This is a genomic window from Shimia sp. R9_2 (genome assembly GCF_017743735.1).
Taxonomy (GTDB): domain Bacteria; phylum Pseudomonadota; class Alphaproteobacteria; order Rhodobacterales; family Rhodobacteraceae; genus Shimia.
Map to the genome: position 1 here is coordinate 123,690 of NZ_JAGHRO010000002.1, position 24,795 is coordinate 148,484.

23 protein-coding genes are annotated in these 24,795 nt (G+C 59.5%); 14 read left to right on the forward strand and 9 right to left on the reverse strand.

Translation table 11 applies throughout. From position 1 onward, the window contains the following. Positions 1–3: 3 nt before the first annotated feature. The 5 genes from J7400_RS05145 to J7400_RS05165 all read right to left on the reverse strand — a co-directional run bounded on the left by J7400_RS05145 (position 4) and on the right by J7400_RS05165 (position 6,532). Positions 4–1,431, reverse strand: coding sequence for a TRAP transporter large permease (locus J7400_RS05145; protein ID WP_209060477.1), 1,428 nt, complete (start codon positions 1,429–1,431; stop codon positions 4–6). Continuing rightward, the gene (locus J7400_RS05150; protein ID WP_209060480.1) at positions 1,424–2,059 is read right to left on the reverse strand and encodes a TRAP transporter small permease; all 636 of its coding nucleotides are present in this window, start codon (positions 2,057–2,059) and stop codon (positions 1,424–1,426) included. The genes J7400_RS05145 and J7400_RS05150 overlap by 8 nt, the downstream gene beginning before the upstream one ends. Before the next feature lie 81 nt (positions 2,060–2,140). Further along, entirely contained in the window at positions 2,141–3,157 is a 1,017-nt protein-coding gene (locus tag J7400_RS05155; RefSeq protein ID WP_209060482.1) for a C4-dicarboxylate TRAP transporter substrate-binding protein, read from the reverse strand. Between the two features lie 230 nt (positions 3,158–3,387). Next, positions 3,388–4,728, reverse strand: a complete 1,341-nt coding sequence (locus tag J7400_RS05160) for a sigma-54 dependent transcriptional regulator (protein WP_209060483.1) — start codon at positions 4,726–4,728, stop codon at positions 3,388–3,390. A gap of 13 nt (positions 4,729–4,741) precedes the next feature. After that, positions 4,742–6,532, reverse strand: a complete 1,791-nt coding sequence (locus tag J7400_RS05165; protein ID WP_209060484.1) for an ATP-binding protein — start codon at positions 6,530–6,532, stop codon at positions 4,742–4,744. A 199-nt stretch (positions 6,533–6,731) separates the two neighbouring features. On the opposite strand from J7400_RS05165, the gene J7400_RS05170 reads away from it, so the two are divergent. The 12 genes from J7400_RS05170 (at position 6,732) to J7400_RS05225 (ending at position 18,806) form a co-directional block, all read left to right on the forward strand. Next, a complete protein-coding gene (locus J7400_RS05170; RefSeq protein WP_209060485.1) occupies positions 6,732–7,172 on the forward strand; it encodes a TerB family tellurite resistance protein in 441 nt (146 codons plus the stop codon). After that, the gene (locus J7400_RS05175) at positions 7,169–7,915 is read left to right on the forward strand and encodes a PhnD/SsuA/transferrin family substrate-binding protein (RefSeq protein ID WP_209060487.1); all 747 of its coding nucleotides are present in this window, start codon (positions 7,169–7,171) and stop codon (positions 7,913–7,915) included. Before J7400_RS05170 ends, J7400_RS05175 begins: the two co-directional genes overlap by 4 nt. 127 nt (positions 7,916–8,042) lie before the next feature. Continuing rightward, complete coding sequence (locus J7400_RS05180; protein ID WP_209060488.1) at positions 8,043–8,816, forward strand: ATP-binding cassette domain-containing protein; 774 nt, start codon at positions 8,043–8,045, stop codon at positions 8,814–8,816. A gap of 25 nt (positions 8,817–8,841) precedes the next feature. After that, positions 8,842–9,549, forward strand: a complete 708-nt coding sequence (locus J7400_RS05185; RefSeq protein WP_209060491.1) for a transporter substrate-binding domain-containing protein — start codon at positions 8,842–8,844, stop codon at positions 9,547–9,549. Between the two features lie 109 nt (positions 9,550–9,658). Then, a complete protein-coding gene (locus J7400_RS05190; protein WP_209061992.1) occupies positions 9,659–10,549 on the forward strand; it encodes an ABC transporter permease subunit in 891 nt (296 codons plus the stop codon). Next, positions 10,546–11,352, forward strand: coding sequence for an ABC transporter permease subunit (locus J7400_RS05195; protein ID WP_209060492.1), 807 nt, complete (start codon positions 10,546–10,548; stop codon positions 11,350–11,352). The genes J7400_RS05190 and J7400_RS05195 overlap by 4 nt, the downstream gene beginning before the upstream one ends. A 184-nt stretch (positions 11,353–11,536) precedes the next feature. Beyond that, a complete protein-coding gene (locus tag J7400_RS05200; protein WP_209060494.1) occupies positions 11,537–12,853 on the forward strand; it encodes a glutamine synthetase family protein in 1,317 nt (438 codons plus the stop codon). A gap of 58 nt (positions 12,854–12,911) precedes the next feature. Further along, on the forward strand, positions 12,912–13,595 hold the full coding sequence (locus tag J7400_RS05205) for a type 1 glutamine amidotransferase (RefSeq protein WP_209060496.1): 684 nt from the start codon (positions 12,912–12,914) through the stop codon (positions 13,593–13,595). Beyond that, positions 13,592–14,950, forward strand: coding sequence for a glutamine synthetase family protein (locus tag J7400_RS05210; RefSeq protein ID WP_209060498.1), 1,359 nt, complete (start codon positions 13,592–13,594; stop codon positions 14,948–14,950). The genes J7400_RS05205 and J7400_RS05210 overlap by 4 nt, the downstream gene beginning before the upstream one ends. 72 nt (positions 14,951–15,022) lie before the next feature. Next, positions 15,023–16,333, forward strand: coding sequence for an FAD-binding oxidoreductase (locus tag J7400_RS05215; RefSeq protein ID WP_209060500.1), 1,311 nt, complete (start codon positions 15,023–15,025; stop codon positions 16,331–16,333). Between the two features lie 121 nt (positions 16,334–16,454). After that, positions 16,455–17,672, forward strand: a complete 1,218-nt coding sequence (locus tag J7400_RS05220; RefSeq protein ID WP_209060507.1) for an aminotransferase class I/II-fold pyridoxal phosphate-dependent enzyme — start codon at positions 16,455–16,457, stop codon at positions 17,670–17,672. 135 nt (positions 17,673–17,807) lie between these two features. Continuing rightward, positions 17,808–18,806 carry an LLM class flavin-dependent oxidoreductase gene (locus J7400_RS05225; RefSeq protein ID WP_209060510.1) on the forward strand — a complete coding sequence of 333 codons (999 nt, stop codon included), beginning with the start codon at positions 17,808–17,810 and terminating at the stop codon, positions 18,804–18,806. Here J7400_RS05225 and J7400_RS05230 read toward each other — a convergent pair whose 3' ends face one another. The 4 genes from J7400_RS05230 to J7400_RS05245 all read right to left on the reverse strand — a co-directional run bounded on the left by J7400_RS05230 (position 18,807) and on the right by J7400_RS05245 (position 21,774). Continuing rightward, positions 18,807–19,517, reverse strand: coding sequence for an alpha/beta hydrolase (locus J7400_RS05230; protein ID WP_209060512.1), 711 nt, complete (start codon positions 19,515–19,517; stop codon positions 18,807–18,809). It abuts the gene before it with no gap. 65 nt (positions 19,518–19,582) lie between these two features. Further along, positions 19,583–20,011 carry a VOC family protein gene (locus tag J7400_RS05235; RefSeq protein ID WP_209061994.1) on the reverse strand — a complete coding sequence of 143 codons (429 nt, stop codon included), beginning with the start codon at positions 20,009–20,011 and terminating at the stop codon, positions 19,583–19,585. A 24-nt stretch (positions 20,012–20,035) separates the two neighbouring features. After that, complete coding sequence (locus J7400_RS05240) at positions 20,036–20,974, reverse strand: alpha/beta hydrolase (RefSeq protein ID WP_348540116.1); 939 nt, start codon at positions 20,972–20,974, stop codon at positions 20,036–20,038. Positions 20,975–21,015: 41 nt separating this feature from the next. Then, positions 21,016–21,774 carry an alpha/beta hydrolase gene (locus tag J7400_RS05245; RefSeq protein ID WP_209060514.1) on the reverse strand — a complete coding sequence of 253 codons (759 nt, stop codon included), beginning with the start codon at positions 21,772–21,774 and terminating at the stop codon, positions 21,016–21,018. Between the two features lie 156 nt (positions 21,775–21,930). On the opposite strand from J7400_RS05245, the gene thrS reads away from it, so the two are divergent. Together thrS and J7400_RS05255 are read left to right on the forward strand one after the other, a co-directional pair. Beyond that, positions 21,931–23,880 carry a threonine--tRNA ligase gene (gene thrS / locus J7400_RS05250; RefSeq protein ID WP_209060516.1) on the forward strand — a complete coding sequence of 650 codons (1,950 nt, stop codon included), beginning with the start codon at positions 21,931–21,933 and terminating at the stop codon, positions 23,878–23,880. A 443-nt stretch (positions 23,881–24,323) separates the two neighbouring features. Next, the gene (locus J7400_RS05255) at positions 24,324–24,629 is read left to right on the forward strand and encodes a DUF2282 domain-containing protein (protein WP_209060517.1); all 306 of its coding nucleotides are present in this window, start codon (positions 24,324–24,326) and stop codon (positions 24,627–24,629) included. Positions 24,630–24,795: the final 166 nt, after the last annotated feature.

Genomic DNA, 24,795 nt, shown 5'->3' on the forward strand with positions numbered 1-24,795 from the left:
GTGTCAGGCCAAACTGGGCAACCAGAGCACAATCGACGGGAAGGCCACCAGCAATGCGATGGTCACGGCATCCGCGATGAAGAACGGTGTCACACCTTTGAACACATCCTGCACAGACAGATCATCGCGCACACCAGCCACCACAAAGCAGTTGAGGCCAATCGGCGGGGTGATCAGACAGAACTCCGCCATCTTCACCACCAGAATGCCAAACCAGATCGCGCACATCGTACCGCTCATGCCAAAGGTGCTGTCCGCCGCCGCCACGGCCTCGCCGCCGTTCAGCGCCATCACCGCAGGGTACACCACCGGCAAAGTCAGCAGCAGCATGCCAATGGCGTCCATGAACATGCCCAGCACCGCATAGGCCAGCAGAATGCAGATCAGGATCAGCCACGGCGACATCTCAAGGCTGGTGATCCAATCCGAAAACGCCCCCGGCAGATCCGCAAACCCAAGGAAGCGCACATAGATCAGCACCCCCCAGATGATGGTGAAAATCATCACCGTCAGCTTGGCCGTATCCAACAGCGCAGATTTCAGCTCCGGCCAGCGCATCCCGCGCACCAGCGCCAGCAGGAAGACAATGAACGCCCCCACGGCCCCGCCCTCGGTCGGTGTGCCCCAGGCATCGCCGAAGGGGTTGTAGACAAAGAAGATGATGATCACGACCACCGCCACAATCGGCAAAGCCGGCGGCAGCGCGGCAAAACGCTCACGCCATGTAAAGCCGCTCACCGGCGGGCCGACGGTCTTGAAGATCATGGCAATGCCCACAATCATCGCACCATAGACCACTGCGGAGAACGCACCAGGGATAAAGCCCGCCAGCAGCAGCTTGCCCACATCCTGCTCCACGATGATGGCATAGATCACAAGGATCGCAGAGGGCGGGATCAGCGAGGCCAAAGTGCCCCCGGCCGCCACAACGCCTGCGGCAAACTGCTTGTTGTAGCCCACCTTCAACATCTCCGGGATCGCAATCCGCGCAAACACCGCCGCTGTCGCCACCGACGCACCGGACACCGCCGCAAAGCCTGCGGTCGCAAACACGGTTGACACCGCCAGCCCGCCCGGCACCCAGGCGATCCACTTCTTGGCCGCATCAAACAGCGCCGTTGTCAGCTTGGCGTAATAGGCCAGATAGCCAATCAGAATGAAGGTCGGAATGAGGCTCAACGCCTGTGAGGACACTTTGGAATGCGGCACCGATCCGGCAATCGCGATGGATTTGCCCAACGCCCCGTCCCAGATCTCCCGCCGCTCATTCCAGTAGAGCAGTTTTTCCGGCGCATAGCCGGACTTGGCCCAGAAAATCCAGACGATCCCGACAAAGCCAGCCAGCGCAGCGGCAAAGGCCACCCGCATCCCCAGCACCACAAGCAGGAGCATCCCGCCCGTGACCCACAGGCCAATCGTAATGTTATCCATTGTCAGCATCCCCAAGCTGATCGACCTCTGCACGGGCCTGTTCTTCGATCGACTGCACCAGCGGCACCGCCACCGGGCTTGGTAGGTTCAGCAAAAACGCGCGCCCATAGCCCCAGACCTGCAGCGCCAGCCGCAGACACATCACCGAAAATGCCACCGGCACAATCAGCTTGGAGGGCCAGATCGGCAGGCCAATATCAATCGAACTGTCGCGCGAACACAGCGGTCGCGCGCAATCAAAAGAGCGCTCAAAATGCGCCCAGCTGCCCATGGTCAGCGCAATCATCAACCCAAGGATCAGGATCACAGACAGCAGCTCTGCCCCCCAGAGCGCACGGCCCTTGAGCTTGCCAATCACCATATCCATGCGGATGTGGCTGCCATCGCGCTGCACATAAGCGATCCCCATCACCGCAATCAACGGCATCAGCGCCTCGATATAATCCACATATCCCGACAGCGGCGACGCAAAGAACTTGCGCCCACCCACCGAATAAGCGGCCAAAAACATCAGGCTGAACACGGCAAGGCCGCTCAGCAATGCAAAAAACTGTTCCAGCTTGAGCAGGTGACGATCCAGTCTGCTGAGCACACTGTTGTCTTCAAGCACGGCAGAGGCACCGGCCATATCCTTCCCCCTTCTACCTGACACACGTCAGATACAAAACGGCCCCGGAACTCACCGAGGCCGCAATTTTAATTATTTTTATCAGTTGGTTGCGCGGTGATCTTCGAGAGTTTTCACAACCAGATCATAGAGCTCCTGACCAGGAATGCCCTGCGCTTCCATGTCTTTGATCCAGGCATCGCGGATCGGGTCTGCCGCTTTGGCGCGGAACTCCGCGATCACAGCATCGTCGATCTCAACCTTGGCCACGCCCTTCTCTTCCAGAACGCTGTCCCACCTCTCCAGAAGCGTGCCGTAGTTCGCCACATAGTGATCCAGCGATTCCTGAACAGAGCTGTCCAGCGCCGCGCGGTGCTCATCTGACAGGTCTTCATAAGCGTCGATGTTCACCACAACCGGGCAGTTCACGGTGCCGGGGTTCAGGTTGGCTGTCCACCAGTCCGCTTGGTTGATGGTGCCAAAAGACAGGTGCGCGTGCTGCGCAAAGGCCACCGTGTCCACCACACCGCTTTCCATCGCCTGATAGGCTTCGGTCGCGGTCACAGAGGTCGGCACGCCGCCCACGGCTTCAAAGGCTTTGCCCAGACCGCCGGTGGCGCGCACGCGCATGCCGTCAAAGTCGGCCAGCGAGTCACGTGGATCGCCGGTGCCAACAAGGTTGTACTGCGGCATGGGCGAGGTCATCAGCAGCTTTGCGTTCCACTGCTCCATTTCTTCCGCTGCGGCCGGGTGGCCGTAAACAGCCGCAGACACCGCCATCTCTTCCTGCAGGTTCGCCACGCCGAGGAATGGCAGCTCCAGCACAGTGATCACGCGGTTCTTGTCACGGTGATAGCCTGCACAGAATTGCGCCATTTCAAACGCGCCGATGGAGATCCCATCTAGGTTTTCACGGTTCTTGGACAGACCGCCATAGCTGATGTTCATAGTGAACTCGCCGCCGGTCTTTTCGCTCACCAGCTCCGCCAGTTTCTCAACATGCTCGGTGAAGGCGCGGCGTTTGCCCCAGACAGAGACATTCCACTCGGTGGCCATTGCTTCGGTGACAAAGGCCATAGACAGGGCCGCCACGGCGGTCCGGCTCATCAATTTACGCATGATTTCCTCCCGATTGCGTAAGTGCTTATGTCCAAAGCATGCCGCAACGCGCATCAGATTGCCAATGAAGGATTTTGCGCAGGACACGACGTCAGCCCTGCGGATTTCCGCAGGGCAAGAAAATCATCAATTTCTTTGAGGTTTCAGCGCTTTAAGCCGCGCATTCAACACCAGATTGCGCGCATCCGCCGCAGCAAACTTTTTGGCTGTGCGTCTCTACGCGCAACCCGTCAAAGCAGCGCTTCTTTCTTCAGACCCAGCTTCACAATCTTTTCGTTCAGCGTCCGCCGTCCGATTCCCAGCGCCTCCGCAGCGGCGTCCATCCGCCCCTCATGCCCCTTGATGGCCTTTCCGATCAGTTCCCGCTCAAAGGCGGCAACGGCCTCCCGTAGGGTTTCCGGCACATCCTCAAGCCCGCCCGTCTGGGTCAAGGCCGCCGCCATGGTGCCCCCACCCCGACGCGCCTGCATCACACGGCGCGCACAGACGTTGCGCAGCTCGCGTACATTGCCCGGCCAATCATGCGCCATCAGCGTGGCCACATCCTCATGATCCAGCTCCGGCGCAGCAATCTCATGCACCCTTGCATAGTCATCAAGGAAATGCGCCGCCAGCAGGGTCACATCGTCCCGCCGCTGGCGCAGCGGTGGAAGTTGCATCACGAAGGTATTGATCCGAAACAGAAAATCCTGCCGAAGCCGGCCATCCGCGACAGCTTGTTCCACGTCCTCATTGGTGGCTGAAATGATCCGCAGATCCACCGCATCCGGCGTGGCCGCGCCCACGGGAAACACCTGCTGGTCTTCGATCACCCGCAACAGCTTTGCCTGAACGGCGGGTGGGCAAGCCCCGATCTCATCCAGAAACAGTGTCCCGCCGGTCGCCGCCTGCAGACGCCCCTTGCCACCCTCCGCGGTGCCAAACATCTCCGCTTCAAAACGCTCCGGGCTCAGCGCCGCGCAGTTGATGGCGAGAAACGGCTGCTCAGCGCGCGGCCCCAAATCATGCAGCGCCCGCGCCACCAATTCCTTGCCGGTCCCCGTCTCGCCCTGGATCAGCACCGCGCCCTCCATGGGCGCAAGGTCCAGCACCTCTTCGCGCAGATTGGCCACGGCCTGCGTTTGCCCCAAAAGCACCCGATCCAGTCCCGACAGTTCATAAAGCCGCGCCTTAAGCCGCTGGTTGCTGGCCCGCATCCGGCGCTGTTCGGCCGCATGGGTCAGAATGGTCAGCAGACGGCGCGGCTCATAAGGTTTCTCTACGAAGCTGTAGGCACCGGCCTGCATCGCCTCCACCGCCATGGGAATATCCCCATGGGCGGAAATCAGAACCAACGGCGGGGACAGTTCGGTATCCAATGCGGCCAACAGTTCCATCCCGGTCATCCCCGGCATACGCACATCTGAAAGGATCACATCCGGCGCAAATGTTGCCAGCCGCTCCAAAGCCTTTTCGCCGCGCGCCACCGCCTCCGCCTGCCAGCCCGCCGCCTCCATCAAGGCCAGCAGCGAATGCCGCATCGCCTTGTCATCATCCACAATCAGCAGGCTGTATGTCGGCCCGTCGTTCATCTGCGCCTCTCCTTCATTGCGCCGCAAGCGGGCCGCTCTCCGTCAGCCCGGTGCCTGCTCCCGCAAGCGGCAGCGACACCCGAAACACCGCGCCACCGCTGTGTTCTGAGGCATCCTTGCTCACGCGGTCTTCAGCTTCCATCCGGCCGCCGTGATCTTTCACGATGGTGGCGGAAATGGCCAGTCCAAGCCCCATGCCGCGCCCACTTTCTCTTGTGGTAACAAAAGGTTCCTGCAGGTCCTGCAAGTTCGCCGCCGCCAACCCGTGCCCCGTGTCCGTGACCTCAAACACCGCAAAACCGTCGCTCTGCCACAGCCGCACGGTCAGCACCGCCGCCTGCGGTTCCTCTTCCATGGCGTCACAGGCGTTGCGCAGAATATTGGTCATCACCTGCTCAATGCGCAGCCGATTGCCGCGCACCAAAATCGGCGCCTCCGCCAGATCCCGCGCAACCGTGACCTCCCCCGCCTCCAGATTGGGGGCCACAAGGGTCAGCGCCGCCTCCATCGCAGATTGCAGCGCAAAAACCTCAAACCCTTCTTTGCCGCTGGTGGCAAAGAACTTGAGCTGGCGTGTGATGCCCTCCATGCGCGCCACCAAACCACCCAGATCCGCCCCCAGCCCCGCAGCCCCCTTCGGGTTCAGCTCCGCCGCTGCCAGATGGTTGCGCATCGCGGCAATCGGCTGCCCCAGCTCATGGGTCACAGAGGCGGAAAGCTGACCCAATGCCGCCAGACGGCTGGCTTGCGACAGCTCCTTCTGCGCCGCCTGAAGCTGGGTCTGCGCGGTCTTGCGCTCTGAAATCTCCACCGCCAGCAATGCATTGGCCTGACGCAGCTGCGCCTCTTCCTGCTCCGCCCGCCTGAGTGCCCGCCCGATCCGCCGCGCGCGCTGCACCTGAAACAGGATCAAAGCCGATCCCGCCAGCAAAACCACCACAGCCGTCGCCAGCCAGGCCCGCGCCACCGCCCGGTCATCACTGGCAAAATAGTGCAGCTCCCAGCCATCCGGCAGATCCTGCGCCACCAGATGCAGCCGCAGCTCGCCCGCAATATCCGCCTGATTTTCGCCTTTCGGCGCCCAGTCCAGCGGATCCAATGCCTGCCCGGGGAACTGCCGCGCCGCGACAATCTCGTCCTTCTGTGCCGCGCTCAACGGCGACAACGCGCGATAGCGCCACGACGGATCAGACGCCAGAAGGACAACCCCGTCCCGATTGGCAAGGATCACCTGCTCCCCCGCATTGGCCCAGCTTTCTTCCAGATCGCCAAAGCTCTTCTTCAGCGCAATGACACCAGACACCTGCGCGTCTGAACCTAGCACCGAAGACCCCTGCACCGGATCGGCTATGAAATACCCCGGCTCCCCCGTGGTGGTGCCAATCGCATAAAACCGCCCCTGCCCGCCGGACAAAGCCTCCTGAAAATAGGGCCGAAACGCATAGCTTTGCCCAACAAAGGAGCGCGGCGTATTGTGGTTTGAGGCAGAGATGGTGCCGCCCGTGGCATCCATCAGATAAATCGCATCCAAGCCCGCCTTGCTGGCAAAATCCGCAAGCCGGGCATTGAGCGCGCCGGTGTCTTCACCTGCCAAAGCGTCCAAAACAAAACTGTCCTGCGCCAGCACATGGGTCAGGTGGCTGTGCCGCTCCAGCTCCGCCACAACCGTGCTGCGGTAAAGCGAAAGCTGCCCTTCAGATTTTTCAAGCTCCTCTGACAAAAACAGCCCCAGCGCCACGCGTTGCACCACAAAGCCGACGCAGAGCGTCGCGATGAGAGACAGGATCAGAGACAGGCGGGCCATGGTATTGGGCTCATGAGGGACAGCTGAAAGACAGTGGCAGGCACGCTAGTGCATGCAGAGAAAACTGCAAACGGGATTTTGGGGCGCAGACCGGTCAGGGGCTTTGCCCCTGCCACCGCAAGCGGTGGCCACCCCAGGATATTTGACGAATGAGAAACAGAACTTGCCGCCCCCGCCGCACGGTCTTACATCTTCGCCTATGTTTGCAGATTTTCTGAAACGCCTGACGGCGCCCGCCCCTGAGCCCCTGTCCGATATGGATGCCCGACTGGCGCTGAGCGCGCTGTTGGTGCGCATTGCCCGCGCAGACGGCAGCTATGATCCGGATGAGGCCGCGCGCATCGAACGCATCATCGCCGGCCGCTACAGCCTGTCCCCGTTTGAGGCCACCTCGTTGCGCAAAGAAGCCGAGACGCTGGAATCCGAGGCCCCGGACACGGTGCGCTTCACCCGCGCCATCAAAGACGCCGTGCCACTGGAAGAACGGGTCTCTGTGATTGAGGCCATGTGGCAGGTGGTGATGGTCGATGGCGAACGCGACAGCCGCGAAGACGCGCTGCTGCGACTGGCGGCCAATCTCTTGGGCATCTCAGATGTGGAAAGCGCCCGCGCCCGCCAACGTGTGATCGCCCACGGATGAGGGTTGCCCTGCCGATGTATGACCGCCCGGAAACCGCGGCGGCTCATGATCGGCTGTGCCAGCTCTTTGTGGAGGCCTATGGCGATGGGCCATCGCGGCGCAGTACCCCTGAGGATCTCTGGGCGCTCTGGCAAAGCCCCGATCTGTTGCTGGCCCAGACCTGTGGCTTTCCGTTTCGCACGCGGCTGATTGGCAAAGTCGCTCTGATCGGCGCGCCGGACCATGGCCTGCCGGATCTGCCCGCCGGGCACTATTGTTCGGTGATTGTGGTCCATAAATCCCATCCTGCCGCGCAGGCAGACCAGCCCCTTGTCCCGCTTGAGGGTGCAACCATGGCCTATAACGAGCCGCTGTCGCAATCAGGCTGGGCCGCACCTTGGCACCATTTTGACAGCCGCAACTTGCGAATCGGCCCACGTGTTCAAAGCGGTGCGCACCGCCGCTCCGCACAATTGGTGGCCGAAGGCAGCACAGATTTTGCCGCTCTGGATGTGGTGAGCTGGATGTTGATGCAACGTCACGATGGCTTTGCCCGTGATCTTGTCGAGATAGAGCGCACCGCGCCGACGCCAGCTTTGCCCTATATCTCCGCGATTTACCGCGATCCCGCGCCCATTCAGGCTGCCTTAAGTGCAGCAATAACAGCGCTTTTGCCGTCTGAGCGGTCAGAATTGATCCTCAAGGGGCTGGTGGACATGCCCCAAAGCGCTTATGAGGCTGTGCCAAATCCGCCCGAACCCTGACCATTTGGTCATTGGGGGGATCAAAACGTCAGCCTTGGCGTCTCAACCGCCCTTTTGAAAGTTGCAATTAGGTAAATTTTCATCCCTATTGGGGCACCAAGATCAACCCGATACTGATGGGGACACTGTGAGCGAAGCCACGCCCGTTCTGCAAATCCGCGACCTGCACAAAGCCTACGCCAATCTCGAAGTGATCAAAGGCGTGGATATCACCGCCCATCGCGGCGACGTGGTGTCTCTGATCGGCTCGTCCGGCTCCGGCAAATCCACCATCCTGCGCTGCGCCAACCTTCTGGAGCACAGCCAGCAGGGCGACATCCTGTTCAAAGGCGAACCCGTCAGTTGGAAAGGCAATGGCCATGCGCGCCAGCCTGCCGACCCCAAACAGGTGCTGCGTATCCGCACCAACCTGTCGATGGTGTTTCAGCAGTTCAATCTCTGGTCCCACATGACCATCCTGCAAAACGTGATGGAAGCGCCCATCACCGTGCTGGGTCGCGACCGCGACGAGATTGAGGAAGCCGCCCATATGTATCTCAACAAGGTGGGCATTGCCGACAAACACGATGCCTACCCCGCACAGCTTTCAGGCGGCCAGCAGCAACGTGCCGCAATTGCCCGCGCACTCGCGATGGAGCCTGAGGCGCTGCTGTTTGACGAGCCCACATCGGCGCTTGATCCCGAGCTTGAACAGGAAGTGGTGCGCGTGATCAAGGCGCTGGCTGAGGAAGGCCGCACTATGATGATCGTGACGCACGACATGAAGATGGCACGTGATGTTTCTGATCACGTTGTGTTTTTGCATCAAGGCCTGATCGAAGAAGAAGGTGCGCCGGATGAACTTTTTGGCAATCCAAAATCAGAACGGTTGAAACAGTTCCTGTCATCAACCGTCACATAATTTACCAACCATAGGGAGCAACACTATGAATAAACTGATCCTGAGCACCGCCGCACTGGCGTTGACCGCAGGTTTCGCCATGGCGGACACCGTTCGTCTCGGCACCGAGGGCGCCTACCCTCCATACAACTTCATCAACGATTCTGGTGAAGTGGACGGTTTTGAGCGCGAGCTGGGCGACGAGCTCTGCGCACGTGCCGAGCTGACCTGTGAATGGGTCACCAACGATTGGGATAGCATCATCCCGAACCTGCAGTCCGGCAACTACGACGCCATCATCGCGGGCATGTCCATCACCGATGAGCGCGAAGAAACCATGGACTTCACACAGGGCTACACGCGTCCGTCGCCTTCCGCCTACGCCGCTCTCTCTGCGGACGTAGATGTGAAATCCGCTGTTGTTGCGGCCCAAACCGGCACCATTCAGTCCGATCATGTGGCCACCACTGGTGCAACGCTTGTGGAATTCAACACACCTGACGAAACCATCGCCGCTGTGAACGCAGGCGAAGTCGACGCCGTGATGGCCGACAAAGACTTCCTGGCACCTTTCGTGGCTGAAACCGAGCTGACCTTCATCGAAGACGTCTACCTCGGCGGCGGCATCGGCATGGCGTTCCGTGAGTCTGATGACGAGCTGCGCGGCAAGTTTGACGCGGCCATCGCCTCCATGAAGGCAGACGGCACGCTCAACGCGATGCTCGACAAATGGGAAATCGAAGGCAAATTCTAAGCCCTTCGCTGATCCACAAACACGAAGGGGGGCGGCTTGCCCCCCTTTTCCAATCCCGCGCCGAGGCTGATTTGAGCCTGTGCTGCGCGAAAACCAAATGAGGCCAGCCATTTTTGCCTATTGCTCAGATCCCTCTGTCCTAGACAGTCTGCCTTGGCTCAGCTGCTATCTCACCACCGGGAAGCACATGGCCTTTTACGCCTCTTTTGGCACCGTGCTCCTGCTGCTAGCCGTGACCGCGCCCACAGCGCTGGCCTTTGGCCTTGGTGGCGCCATGGCTGCCCGCGCGCGCTTCTTCCTGCTGCGCTGGATCGGCAAAGCCTATATCGCCATCGTGCGCGGCGTGCCGGACATCGCCTTCTTCCTCTTCTTCGTGATTGCGCTCGATCAGGGCATCGAATGGCTGCGCCACAAGGTGAAATGCCCCGACTGGTCCGAACCGATCCGCCAAGGAAACGAGTTCCTGGTCTGTGACATCGCCAAAATGCCGCTCAGCACCTCTCCGCAATGGGTGCATGAGATCTACGGCTTCTGGGTTGCTGTCTTCACCTTTGCGATCGTCTTTGGTGCTTTTGCCGCCAATGTGCTCTTTGGCGCCATGAACGCCGTGCCGCGTCCACAGCTGGAAACTGCAGAGGCCTATGGCATGACGCCGCGCCAGACCTTCTGGCGCATCCTGCTGCCGCAAATGTGGATCTACGCCCTGCCCGGCCTGTCCAACCTCTGGATGGTGCTGATCAAGGCCACCCCGCTCCTGTTCCTGCTCGGTGTCGAAGACATCGTCTACTGGGCACGCGATCTGGGAGCCTCCAAGACCGCCCGCTTCACAGACTACCCCCATGGCGACTGGCGCATGTGGTATTTCCTCGCGCTACTGATCTTCTACCTCCTGTTCACACGGGTCTCTGAAATCGCCCTGGGCCGCCTCACCAAACGCCTCTCCCACGGCCAGGCCACATTGGATGGCGAAGCCCAACGCAAAGCAGGGAGCGCCGCATGAGCTGTATCGAGACCATTCAGGCCTATGCCTTCCGCTCTCTGGGCTATGGCGAGCGCCTGCTGCCGCGCAGCGAATTCACCCTCTGTGAGCATTTCACCCTGATCGGCTCCGGCATGATCTGGAACGTCTACTACGGCGTTCTGGCCGTGCTCACAGGTTTCCTCTTTGCCAACCTTCTGGCGGTGGCCAAGAACTCTGACAGCCGACTGGCCCGCAAACCGGCGGAGTGGTTCATCTTCCTCTTCCGCGGCAGCCCGCTGTTCATCCAGTTCTTCTTTGCCTACTTCCTGTTCCTGTCGCTCAAGGGCCTCTCGCCGATCTTCAACCCACTGTCCTCCGCGGCACTGGGCGCGCTGATCGTGCTGTTCCTGAATACCTCCGCCTACTCGGCAGAGATCTTCTACGGCGCATTGCGCTCGATCCCAAAAGGCGATGTAGAGGCGGCAGACGCCTATGGCTTCACCGGCTGGTATCGCTATCGCCGGATCATGTTCCCAACCATGATGCGTCTGGCATGGCCTGCCTACACCAACGAGGCAATCTTTCTGTTCCATGCCACAACACTGGTGTTCTTCTCAGGCTTCCCGGCATGGCGGCAACAGGGCGATGCGCTCTATTACGCGAACTACTTCGCGGATAAGACCTACAACCCCTTCGTGCCCTACCCCATTCTGGCGCTCTATTTCATCCTTCTGACTCTGGTGATCATCTGGGTCTTCGGAATTGTGAACCGCCGCCTGAACCGGCATCTGCCTCAAAATGCGGCACCAAAGCTGCGCATCCGGCCAAATCTCATTCGCTGAGTCGCCCGCGCGCCTTTTGCAAAAATCACGTTGCGCCCGCCCCTTATAAGGCGGGCGTTGCTGTATTTTCTCCACCGTCGCGTTACAGCCGCAATACCGACGCGATACCGACATCACGAGAAATTGCTGGACAAGCCGCGCAACGGCAAAGATAATTTGATCAAATTATCCAAGTAGGTACTCCATGGACAGCGCGCTCCCTCCGACACTTCGCATCGCCGCCGTAGATCTGAACGGTCAATTGCGCGGCAAACGCATCCCTTCGGAACATCAGGCAAAGCTCTCCAAGGGCGGCGCGCGCCTGCCGATCTCCGCCCTCAATCTCGACATCTGGGGCTGTGACATCGAGGACAGCCCGCTGGTGTTTGAAAGCGGCGATCAGGACGGCATCCTGACCCCCAGCACGCGCGGCGCCGTGCCTATGCCATGGCTCTCCACCGCCTCTTCCCTGACGCTGATGCAAATGCTGCAAGAGGACGGCACGCCGTATCTGGGCGATCCCATGGCGGCGCTGGCCCACGTCCTGGACCGCTACGCCGCCCGTGGCTGGACCGTCATGGCCGCCACCGAAATGGAATTCACGCTGATGGATGACAGCGGCAGAACCCTGCGGCCGCCACTCAGCCCACGGGACGGGCGTCGCCTCGACGCCAGCGAAATTCTGTCGCTGGATGAGCTTGACAGTTTTGACGCGCTGTTCAGCGATCTCTATCAGGCCGCCTCCGATATGGGCATCCCGCTGCAGACCATGACCTGCGAAGGCGGCATCGGCCAGTTTGAAATCACGCTGAACCACCAGCCCGCCATGAAGGCCGCACAGGATGCCTTGTTGATCAAGCAGCTGATCCGCGCAACCGCCAGAAAACATGGGGTTGCCGCCACTTTCATGGCCAAACCCTATGCGGATGATGCAGGCAATGGCATGCATGTCCATTTCTCCGTGGTGGATGAAACCGGCGCCAATGTGTTTGACGATGGCACGGCCGAGGGCTCCAACTTGCTGCGCTTTGCGGTTGCGGGATGCCTTGCCGCCATGCGCGCCTCAACCCTGATCTTCGCGCCCCACGGCCCCTCTTATGACCGCTTTGCGCCGGGTGCCCATGCGCCCACATCGGTCTGCTGGGGCTATGAAAACCGCACCGCCGCGCTGCGCATTCCCGGCGGCCCACCGGCTGCGCGCCGCATCGAACATCGCGTTGCAGGCGGGGATGTGAACCCTTTCCTCATGCTGGCCTCGGTGCTCTCCGCCGCCCTTACCGGGATTGCGGAGCGCATGACACCGCCAGCCCCAGTTGTCGGCAACGCTTATGCGCAGGAGCAACCGCAGTTGGCCGAAAGCTGGGAGACAGCCATTGACCTCTTTGAACACGATGCCTTCATCGCCCGCTGCCTGCCTGCCGAGCTGATCCGCAATCTGGTGATGACCAAGCGTCAGGAACTACGCAAGCTCGCCGACATCCCCACAGAGCAACACTGGCAAACCTATCTGGAACGTGTATGACAGGCTTGCGCGACGCCCATGGCGGCGCTACGGTAAATTTGATCAAATTTGGTGACCCATGAAAATCGGCATTTTGCTCACCGGACACACTCCCGATGAGCTCGCACCCCACTACGGCAACTACATCGAGATGTTCAAAACCCTGCTTTCCGGACAGGATTTTGAGTTCGCAGGCTACAAGGTGGTCGATGGTGAATTTCCCGCATCGATTGAAGAGTGCGACGGATGGCTGATCACTGGATCCAAGCACGGCGTCTATGAGGATCACGATTGGATTCCCCCGCTGGAGGATTTCATCCGCGAGGCGGTGACGCTTAATATCCCGATGGTTGGCGTGTGTTTCGGCCATCAGATCATCGCACAGGCGCTTGGCGGCAAAGTCGAGAAATTTGAGGGGGGTTGGGCTGTTGGCCGCCAGACCTATGACTTCGCGGGCACCGAAATCGCGCTCAATGCCTGGCATCAGGATCAGGTGGTCGAGATTGCGCCCGGCGCTGTGACCATTGCCACCAATGACTTCTGCAAACACGCGGCCATTCTGTACGGCGACCGCGCTCTGACGGTTCAGGCGCATCCTGAATTTTCAGCCGATTTTGTGGATGGTCTGATCAACACCCGTGGCCGTGGCGTGGTGCCTGAGGAGGTGCTCGAAGCCGCCATCGACGAGCTTGATGAGGCCACCGCGAGCCAAACCATTGCCGACCAATTTGCTGACTTCTTCCGCCAAGAGAGACCCCGATGACCGACTGGCTTTCCAAAACCCCTGATGCTGCACGTGCCTATCTCGAAGGCCACCGGCTCGACGAAGTCGAATGTATCATCTCTGATCTTCCCGGCATTGCGCGCGGCAAGGCGGTTCCCGCCACCAAATTTGCCCGTCAGGACTATTTCCACCTGCCGGATTCCGTGTTTTATCAAACAATTACGGGCGATTGGGGCGAGGCTGCGGGCGAGGAAGGCTTCATCGAGAAAGACATGATCCTGCGGCCGGACTGGAACACGGCCACCGCCGCGCCATGGACCGGCGACTGGACGCTTCAGGTCATTCACGACGCCTACAACACCGACGGCACACCTGTGCCCTTCAGTCCGCGTAACGTATTGAAACGCGTGGTAGATCTCTACCGTGCCAAAGGCTGGGAGCCGGTGGTCGCACCGGAAATGGAGTTCTTTCTGGTCGCGCGGAATACGGATCCCGCGCAAAGCATCAAGCCGATGATGGGCCGCTCCGGCCGCCCCGCTGCGGCCCGTCAGGCCTACTCCATGACGGCGGTTGATGAATTCGGCCCGGTGATTGACGACATCTACGACTTTGCCGAAGCGCAAGGCTTTGAGATTGACGGCATCACCCAGGAAGGCGGCGCGGGCCAGCTCGAAATCAACATGGTGCATGGCGATCCGGTCAAGCTGGCGGATGAGGTGTTTTACTTCAAGCGTCTGATCCGCGAAGCGGCCCTGCGCCATGATTGCTACGCCACCTTTATGGCCAAGCCGATCGCCGATGAGCCCGGCAGCGCGATGCACATCCACCACTCGGTGATCGACATCGAGACCGGCCAGAACATCTTTTCCGGCCCTCAGGGTGGCGACACGGATGCGTTTTTTCACTTTATCGCGGGCATGCAGAACCACCTGCCCGCCGCCATTGCCGTGCTTGCGCCTTATGTGAACTCCTATCGCCGCTACGTGCGCGACCATGCGGCGCCGATCAATCTGGAATGGGCGCGTGATAATCGCACCACCGGCATCCGCGTGCCCCTCTCCAGCCCGCAGGCCCGCCGCGTCGAAAACCGCATCGCGGGCATGGACTGCAACCCCTATCTCGGCATCGCCGCCTCCCTCGCCTGCGGCTACCTAGGGTTGATCGAGCAGGAGCGCCCGGACAAGCAATTCAAGGGCGACGCCTATGACGGCGAAGAAGCCATCCCCCGCATCCTCGGCGGCGCCCTCGATCTCTTCGATCAGGCCACCGCCCTCCACGAGGTCCTCGGCCCAGAATTCGCCCGTGTCTACTCCATTGTGAAACGGGCCGAATACGAAGAATTCCTCGCCGTGATCTCCCCCTGGGAACGTGAGCACCTTCTGCTAAACGTTTGATTTTAAAAGCCGCCTGACAGGCGGCTTTGCCTCCGGCGGGGATATTTAAAGGCAAGAGGAAACAGACACACCATGTCGATGAACCTGCTCTACGCCAATGATCGCAAAGGCACATATCCCGAGAGTTGGTACGCCGCCACGGTCACGCCACTCCCCCCATTTGCACCTCTCAAAGGGGACACCCGCGCAGATGTCTGCGTGATTGGCGGCGGTTTCACCGGCCTATCAACCGCGCTTCATCTCGCCGAGGCTGGGCGCAAAGTTGTGCTGCTGGAGGCCCACCGTGTGGGCTTCGGGGCATCCGGGCGCAATGGCGGTCAGCTCGGCAGCGGCCAGCGCATGGAGCAAGACGGACTGGAAAGCCTGATGGGTCCTGAGGATGCAGCCAAGCTCTGGGCCTTGGCAGAGGACGCCAAGACCCTCGTCAAATCCCGCATCCAACAGCATGACATCGCCTGCCACTACAAACCCGGGGTCGCCCACGCCTGTTTCTCGGTAAAGGAAGTTGCTGAGGAACACAGCTACGCAGCGCATCTGCAGGAACAATACAGCTACACAGAGATTTCTCCGCTGGATCGCGACGCCATGCAAGCGCTGTGCCCGTCTCCCAAATATGTCGGTGGCTCACTGGATATGGGCGCAGGACACCTGCATCCTCTGGCCTATGCACTTGGCCTTGCGCGCGCTGCGGCGGCGGCAGGCGCAGTGATCCATGAAACCAGCGAAGTCACAAAGATCGAACGTGGCACTAAGATCGCCGTCCATACCTCAGATGGAAAAGTCTCGGCAGATCAATTGGTTCTGGCGTGTAACGGATATCTCGGGGATCTTGAGCCCAAAGTTGCGAGCCGCGTCATGCCGATCAACAATTTTATCGCGGCCACAGAACCGTTGGGCGCTGACGCGGCGCGTGTGCTGACTCAAGACGTCGCAGTGGCCGACAGCAAATTTGTGATCAACTACTTCCGGCTCAGCCACAACAAGCGGCTGCTCTTTGGTGGCGGCGAAAGCTATGGCTACCGCTTTCCTGCGGACATCGCCACCACTGTGCGCAAACCGATGACGGAAATCTTCCCCCATCTCAAAGACATACGCATCGACTACGCCTGGGGCGGCACATTGGCAATCACCATGAAGCGTATGCCCTATCTGCGCCGACTTGCGCCCAATATTCTTACCGCGTCCGGCTATAGCGGGCATGGCGTCGGCACCGCCACGCACGCAGGCCAGCTGATCGCACTGGCACTGGCGGGGCAAAGTGACGGGTTTGACACCATGGCCCGCGTGCCGGCTTTGCCCTTCCCGGGCGGCCAGCGCCTGCGCAGCCCGCTGCTTGCACTTGCGATGACCTGGTACGCCCTGCGCGACCGCCTCGGCATCTGATCCCTCTTCACCCTGAGACAACATGTCATGAAATCATCACATCCCTCGGGGTGATTTCGCTGGCTTGGCGCGGCGCATTGTTTTATATTTTTGAAAACCCAACTTAAGAAAGTTGAAAACTATGACATTGCCTCCCAATGTATATGCCGCCGAGCCGATCCCGAATTCTGCACGCGAGGAAATCGAACACCTTCTTCAAACCGGCGACCTCTTCCGTTACACGGCTGCCGAAAACGCCCCTGTTTCTTTGCTGGAAGCGGAATTCGCCGGGCTGCTGGGCAGCAAATATGCACTGGCGGTCTCTTCCTGTTCCGCAGCGCTGTTCCTGTCTTTGAAGGCGCTTGATCTGCCCCGCGACGCCCGTGTGCTCCTGCCTGGCTTCACCTTTGCAGCTGTGCCTTCTTCGGTCGTGCACGCAGATTGCATCCCCGTGCTGTGTGAAGTGGGCGACAACTATCGCATCGACCTCGCTGACTTTGAGGCCAAACTCGACGATAGCATCTCTGCCGTCATCATCAGCCACATGCGCGGCCACACCTCTGATATGGACGCGATCATGGCGCTTTGTGAGGCGCGCAACGTCCCGGTGATCGAAGACGCGGCCCACAGCCTTGGCACCACATGGCATGGCCGCAATATCGGCACCCTTGGCCGCGTCGGTTGTTTTTCCTTCCAGTCCTATAAGCTCGTGAATTCCGGCGAAGGTGGAATCATGGTCTCTGACGACGCTGATCTGATCGCTCGTGCTGTGATCATGTCTGGCGCCTATGAGCACAACTGGAAGAAGCACAAAGCGCGCGAAGGGGACAACACCGGCGAACTGGCCGAGGCCTTTGGCCGCTGGCAGAACCAACTGCCGCTCTATAACCTTCGCCTGTCCAATCTGGCCGCAGCAATCATTCGCCCGCAGCTGGGTGAAGTGGCGCGCCGCGTGCGCGATGGCCGCGCAAACCATGATTATGTGGCCGGTCTCTTGAACGCCTCTCCTTGGCTGCAAGTACCTGAAAAGCTTGCGCCAGAGGAGCGCGCACCGGATTCAATCCAGTTCAACCTCGAAGGCATGAACAACGAAGAGATCCTCGCCTTCCAAGAGGCCGCCAACGCCCATGGCGTGAAGGTCCAGGTCTTTGGTCAGTCGACCGACAACGCACGCGCATATTGGAACTGGCAATTCATGCCCGAGATGCCCGAGCTGCCAAAAACGCGCGCGATGCTGATGTCAGCCTGTGACGTTCGCCTGCCTGCGCGCCTGAAGAAAGAAGAGCTCGACGTGATTGCGGAGGCACTCACCGGTGCTGCGCAGGATGTGATGGGCAAACTGCGCGCCTATGGCACGTAACCAGGTCTATTGATGCCAATTAAGAAGAGCGGGCCGCAACGTCCGCTCTTTTCTTTTGGCCAAAGCCTTGCCTCCATTGGTACGTGCGGCAACCGCACCTATATCCCTCCCAATGCCTCAGGCCGGATTGCTCCAATGACAGCTTTTTCACTCCTTGATTTGTCCCCCATCCCGGAAGGGGCTTCTGTTGCGGAAGCCTTGCAGCACACAATCAGCCTTGCCCAACACGCGGAAACCTGGGGATACGGGCGGTTCTGGCTGGCCGAGCACCACAACTCCGGTGGGATTGCCTCCTCTGCCACTGCGGTATTGATCGGCCAAGTGCTCGCCGCAACCTCAACCATCCGCGTTGGGTCCGGCGGCATCATGATGCCCAACCACAGCCCGCTTCAGGTGGCCGAGCAATTTGGCACATTGGCAACGCTCTATCCGAACCGTGTTGACCTCGGCCTGGGCCGTGCCCCGGGCACCGATCCCAACACCGCCGCCGCATTGCGCCGTGGCCTGAACGGGCCAGATCAATTCCCGCAGGATGTGATTGAACTGATGGGGTTCTTGGGCGAGGCCACACCGGATCAACCGGTGAAAGCCGTGCCTGGGACAGGCACCCATGTGCCGGTGTGGATTTTGGGCTCCAGCCTGTTTGGCGCGCAGCTCGCCGCGCAGCTTGGCCTGCCCTACGCCTTCGCCTCCCACTTTGCCCCTGACGCCCTGGAAGAGGCGGCTGCGATCTACCGCCACCGCTTCACGCCCGGAATCACGCAAGAGCCCCGGTTTATGATGGCGGTGAATGTCTTTGCCGCCGATACCGACGCCGATGCGATCCGGCTACGCACCTCTATGCAGCAAGGGTTCCTGAACCTGCGCCGCGGCAGACCCGGCCCGCTGCCTGCGCCTGTGGACAGCTTTGATCAGGTCGCCAACCGTGTGGAAGCGCATATGGTCAACCACGCTTTGCGTGTCACGGCTGTGGGCACGCTTGACACGGTTCGCCACCAGATTTCGGAGCTGATCGCCCGTCTTAAACCAGACGAGGTGATCATCACCAATATGATCCACGACCCTGAGGCCCGCCTGAAATCATTCAAAATTGCTGCGGACGTCATGCAAGAGCTGACGCCCCTCGCAGCCTGATCACTTCAGCACAAAGGGCTGGCGCATCCACGTGCGCAAGGCGGCCGTGACCGCATCTGGATTCTCAAGAACCGGCAGATGCCCGGCGTCGGGGATCACCTCAAGCTTGGCATAGGGGATCAGCTCCGCCATGAAGCTGTGCCGCTTTACCGGCGTCAGCGCATCATGCTCGCCGCACAGCACCAACGCGGGGCATTTGCATTTGCGCAAAACGCTCTGCTGATCACGGCGGCGTTGCAATGCACGCGCCTGTCGCACAAACACCTCCGGACCAAGCGCCATGCCCATGTCACGCACTTGATTGAGGATGTCTGCGCGCGCGACGCTTGGCGCAAGATATTCCGGCCGCATAAAATCGCTGAGCACTTCATCAAGGCGCCCTGCCCGCGCCCCCACAATCCAAGGCTCATATGCTGCTGCGCTGGTTGGAGATTCCGCCAGTGGATTGGTGTCCATCAAGGCGATACGGGTCACCCGCTCCGGCGCTTTGCGCAGGATGTCCATCGCGACAATCCCGCCCATGCTCAGACCGGCCAGTGCAAACTTTGGCGGCAGGATCGGCAGCAAGGCAGAAGCTATCTCGCTGATCCGCTCTCCTTGAGTGACCGGCGCAACCATCACCGCGTGATCTTTGGACAAATCCGTTACCTGATGCGCAAACAAACGTGCATCGCACATCATTCCCGGCAACAGCACAATCGGCTCTTGCATAACTGCCCCCTGTTCTTCTTTTTGTTGTGCGCAACTGTGCCATAGCGCTCGCTTAGGTCAAGCGGTCAATAGCCGCCCCAGCGAAAAGCGCCCTCTTTGGAGAGTTCGGAGAACGGATTGTGGGCCACTTCCCAGACATGTCCGTCCAGATCAGCAAAATAGCCAATGAACCCGCCCCAGAAGACCTCCCCTGCCGGTCTCAAAATGCGCCCGCCGGCCTCTTCGGCCGCCGCAAGCAGAGGGGCGACCTCTTCCGCTGTGCGCACATTATGCGCCAACGTTATGCCGGAAAAGCCGCCAATCGCTTCTTCGGGAATGCCCAGATCTTCAGCCAGCCCGGCTCTGGAATAGAGACCAAGGGTCTGCCCCAGCAGATTGAAGGCCACCACGCCTTCGTTCCCCGGCTCCCGCTCCCAGCCAAGCGCCTCATAGAAGGCCGCCGATGCCGCAATGTCTTTCACGGCCAGAGTGATTAGACTTACCCGCGGTTCCATTTGTACCTTGGTCATAGCTGCACCCTATAAACTTTTGATAAAATTCACGAAACCTTCCACGGCCTTCTGCGTCTCTCCAGGCGACATAATATCTCCGGCAATCACATGCGCGCCTGGATCTGCATCTGGCCCCAGATTCTGGATTGCGACAGTTGCTACACCGCCCCAGCGAGCGGCGACCTCTTTTGTCTTGCTCGCGTCCACCACTTTGTCATCCTCTGAAAACCAAAACAGCGCTGGCAGAGTACTCTTGGAATGGTCCATAGCAAAGACGTCTTTCACCAAGGCGGCCATTTGCAACACAGCAGTTGTTGGGTAACGCGTTGTCCAATAAGTGTCATGCGCCTCATTACTGGGTTCAAACGAGCGCTCTGCCCCCGCCACCAGCGATACCCAACAGCGTGCCGCAGGCCAGGTAAGCAGAGCTGCCGCAGGATTATTGATGCCGAAATTCGGCGACACAAAGATCAATCCTTTGACACCCCTCATGGTCGCATTCTGATCGGCCATGCCTGCGACCAATGTGCTACCGGTCGAAGTGGAAATCACCACCACTTCATCACCAACACGCCGGGCCACCTCTAGCGCTTCAGAAAGGTCATCGGCCCAGCCTTGCACTGTAGCTTCATTCAGTGCGGCACCGTCACGGCCATGTCCTTGCAAGCGTGTGTAAACCAGATTGGCGCCAAGGGCTGCAGCAACAAGATCCGGCACTGGACGAATTTCTTCTGAGGTCGCTGAAAATCCGTGTACGTATAGTATCGACAGAGGCGTGCGTTGGCCCGCTTCCCTGTGCCAAACCACACGTTTCGCCACGCCGGGCGTGAGATCATCAAACGCAGCTTCGCGGCCAGCAAAATGAACATCCACATCTGCGCCAATGTCGCTGGCAGAGGCACTCGGCGCTAAAGAAACCTTCTCATAGGGGCCCAAAACATACAGTGCCGCACCAAGCAGGATCACCCCGAGTAGCACACGCCCCAAAATCCTCCCAAAGGCGCGCATCAGTTCTGAACTGGTGCCGCAAGCACCTCTTCCACTTTGGTTTCGATCAACCTCAGACACTCATCATCCGAAAAGCGGTGATCTTTGCCCTTCACCATCAACAGCTGGATGTCCTCCCCCTCAGCGTGGTCCAGCAATCGATAGGCCACTTCAGAGCTTACCGCCGTATCCTCTGTGCCCTGCAAGAAGCGTACCGGGAATGGCAGCGACAGCGGATCGCGCAGCACAAGTCGGGTCCGCCCGTCTTCGATCATGCGTTTGGTGATGATATAAGGCTCCATATAGTCCGAAGGCAGCGCCACTTGTCCTTCGCGGTCAAGCTCTGCTTTTTGTTCGTCGGAAAAGCCCGCCCAATAGCTGTCTTCGGTAAAATCCGGTGCGGCAGCGATTGTCACTAGCCCATGAATGCGCTGCGGCACGGCCTTGGCTGCCAAAAGCGCCTGCCAGCCGCCCATGGAGGACCCAACAACCACCAAAGCGCCATCTGTCAGCGCATCCAGCGTGGCCAAAGTGTCCTCATGCCAATCGCCGATACAGCCCTCTTCAAAGGTGCCACCGCTTTCCCCATGACCGGAATAGTCAAACCGCAGAAAGCTCTGTCCGCGCGCTTTGGCCCAAGCCTCCAGATGCACCGCCTTGGTGCCTTCCATATCCGATTTCAGGCCACCAAGAAACACGACGGTCGGCCCCGCCCCATCGGTCTTGTGATAGGCAATGCGGCGGCCTTGCGGGCTGTCAAAGAACTGGGTGGCGCTCATGGGGATCCTCTTAAGATTTTTTCAAATTTTATCGGTGCAAGTCGCATCTGTTAACCCCGCTTGACTTGAGGGGCAGCACGGTTCATTTAAGCGACGAACCATATACCCGCAACCGGGCGTTCCGTGGGCGCCAAACTGACGAGGAGCTAGACGCCTATGGCTGATATTTCCCTTACATTTCCTGATGGTAACACGCGTTCTTTCGCAGCAGGAGTGACCCCTGCCGAAGTCGCAAGCTCCATCTCCACCTCGCTTGGCAAAAAAGCGATCTCTGCCACTGTCGATGGCAAACACTGGGATCTGCAATGGCCGATTGAGGCCGATGCCAGCATCGCAATCAACACAATCAAAGACAGCGACGCCGAGGCGCTCGAACTGATCCGCCACGACTGCGCACACGTGATGGCCCGCGCGGTTCAAGAAATCTGGCCCGATGTAAAAGTCACCATCGGCCCGGTGATCGAGCACGGCTGGTACTATGACTTTGACCGTGAAGAGCCCTTCACACCGGAAGATCTCGGCCTCATCGAAAAGAAGATGAAAGAGATCATCAACAAACGCGAGCCTGTGACCACCGAGGTCTGGGAACGCGAGCGTGCGGTAAAACATTATCAGGCCAACAACGAGCCTTATAAAGTGGAGCTGATCGAAGCCATCCCCGGTGACGAGCCCCTGCGTATGTACTGGCACGGCCACTGGCAGGATCTCTGCCGCGGCCCGCACCTGCAGCATACCGGCCAGATCCCCGCGGATGCATTCAAGCTGATGAGCGTGGCCGGTGCCTACTGGCGCGGCGATTCCGATCGCGCGATGTTGCAGCGTATCTATGGCGTGGCCTTCAAAAACAAAGAAGACCTCAAAGCTCACCTGCATATGCTGGAAGAGGCTGAAAAACGCGATCATCGCCGCTTGGGCCGCGAGATGAACCTGTTCCATATGCAGGAAGAGGCGCCCGGACAGATCTTCTGGCACCCCAATGGCTGGACAGTTTACACCGAGCTGCAAGACTACATGCGCCGCAAACAAAAGCGCGGTGGCTATGTAGAGGTGAACACCCCGCAAGTGGTGGACCGTAAGCTCTGGGAAGCCTCCGGTCACTGGGACAAGTATCAGGAAAACATGTTCATCGTCGAAGTGGACGAGGATCATGCCCGAGAAAAGGCCGTGAACGCGCTGAAGCCGATGAACTGCCCCTGCCACGTGCAGATCTTTAATCAGGGTCTGAAATCCTACCGCGATCTGCCTTTGCGGATTGCTGAATTCGGCTCCTGTGCGCGTTACGAGCCTTCCGGTGCTCTGCACGGGATCATGCGTGTGCGCGGCTTTACGCAGGACGATGGCCACATCTTCTGTGCTGAGGATGAGATCACTTCGGAAACCAAGAAGTTCATCGACTTCCTGTCAGAGGTCTATTCCGATCTCGGCTTTGACAACTGGACCATCAAGCTCTCCACCCGCCCGGAAAAGCGTATCGGCTCTGACGAAAGCTGGGACTACGCTGAAAAGGCGCTTGGCGATGCCTGCAACGCGGCTGGCCACGAGTTTGAGATCCTGGAAGGCGAAGGCGCGTTTTATGGCCCCAAGCTGGAATTCACCCTGACAGATGCCATCGGCCGGAACTGGCAATGCGGCACCCTTCAGGTGGACCCCAACCTGCCGGAACGTCTAGATGCGACCTACATTGGTGCGGACGGTGAGAAGCACCGCCCTATCATGCTGCACCGCGCGACACTGGGCTCATTTGAGCGCTTCATCGGCATTCTGATCGAAGAGCACGCTGGCAAACTGCCGTTCTGGCTTGCACCGCGTCAGGTGGTTGTTGCGGCGATTGTATCTGATGCGGATGACTATTGCCTAGAAGTTGTCGAGGCGCTCAAAGCCGCTGGCGTGCGGGCAGAAGCTGACCTGCGCAACGAGAAGATCAACTACAAAGTTCGCGAGCACTCCGTCGGCAAGGTTCCGGTGATTTTGGCCATCGGGAAAAAAGAAGTCGAAGAGCGCACCGTATCCACCCGCCGCCTGGGTGAGAAACAAAGCAAGGTGCAAAGCTTGGATGAAATCGTGGCGCAGCTGTCGGTCGAAGCAACCCCGCCCGACATGCAGTGATTGCTCCACACGACAAGTTCTTAAATGCGGCGCTCTGAGCGCCGCATTTTTCATTTAAGGCGCAGTCCAAGGCGACAAAAGCTGAAACATTTGCAAGCCATTGCACTATTTTGGGGGTCGTAAGGCTTTGCCTGCCACCGAAAATTGTAACAATTGCCAGTGATTTTCGGCGAGACCTCGCAACTGCTGGTCGGCGAAACCCTGCGCAAGCGCCAAAATCCCCGCAGTTTTACCCGGAAAGTCCCCCAGCATTCACAAGAGATTCACCAACAGTTGCAGATCTTTGCCAGCTTCCCGACCACAGTGTTACATGAGATAACATCGCCGTGGCACACAGTCGTGTGATTGGTAAGTGACCTGCGCGGCGACCTATGTTGTAGTCATGCTAAGGCGCAAACGCCGCGTCTGGCCGAATTTAACTGTATCAAGAGGGAAGAGATACAATGTCCACAACCGTAAAAACTCTCGCCGTTGCCGGCGCCGTCGCAGCAGCCCTGACCGCGCACGCAACCACCGCATCCGCCGCAGGCAAAGAGAAATGCTACGGTGTGTCTCTGGCAGGCGCCAATGACTGCGCCGCCGGTCCTGGCACCACCTGCGCAGGCACCTCCACCGTTGATTACCAGGGCAACGCATGGAAACTGGTTGACGCAGGCACCTGCGTAGACATGGAACTGCCAGCACTGGCAGACGGCACCCCACGTGTCGGCTCCCTGGAAGCGCTGGATCGCGACCTGCCGAAGAGCTAAGGCCTTCTTGCGAAGCCCCGCCCCACATGGGGCTTCGCATTTCCCCTGCCATATTGGCGCAAGGGACCAAGAACTGTCATACTACGCTCAACGGGCAGCACTCAGCAGCCCAGCGTGGTATAAAGGATCAAGCACGATGGCGCATCATGCCAGGCATTCTTATTTG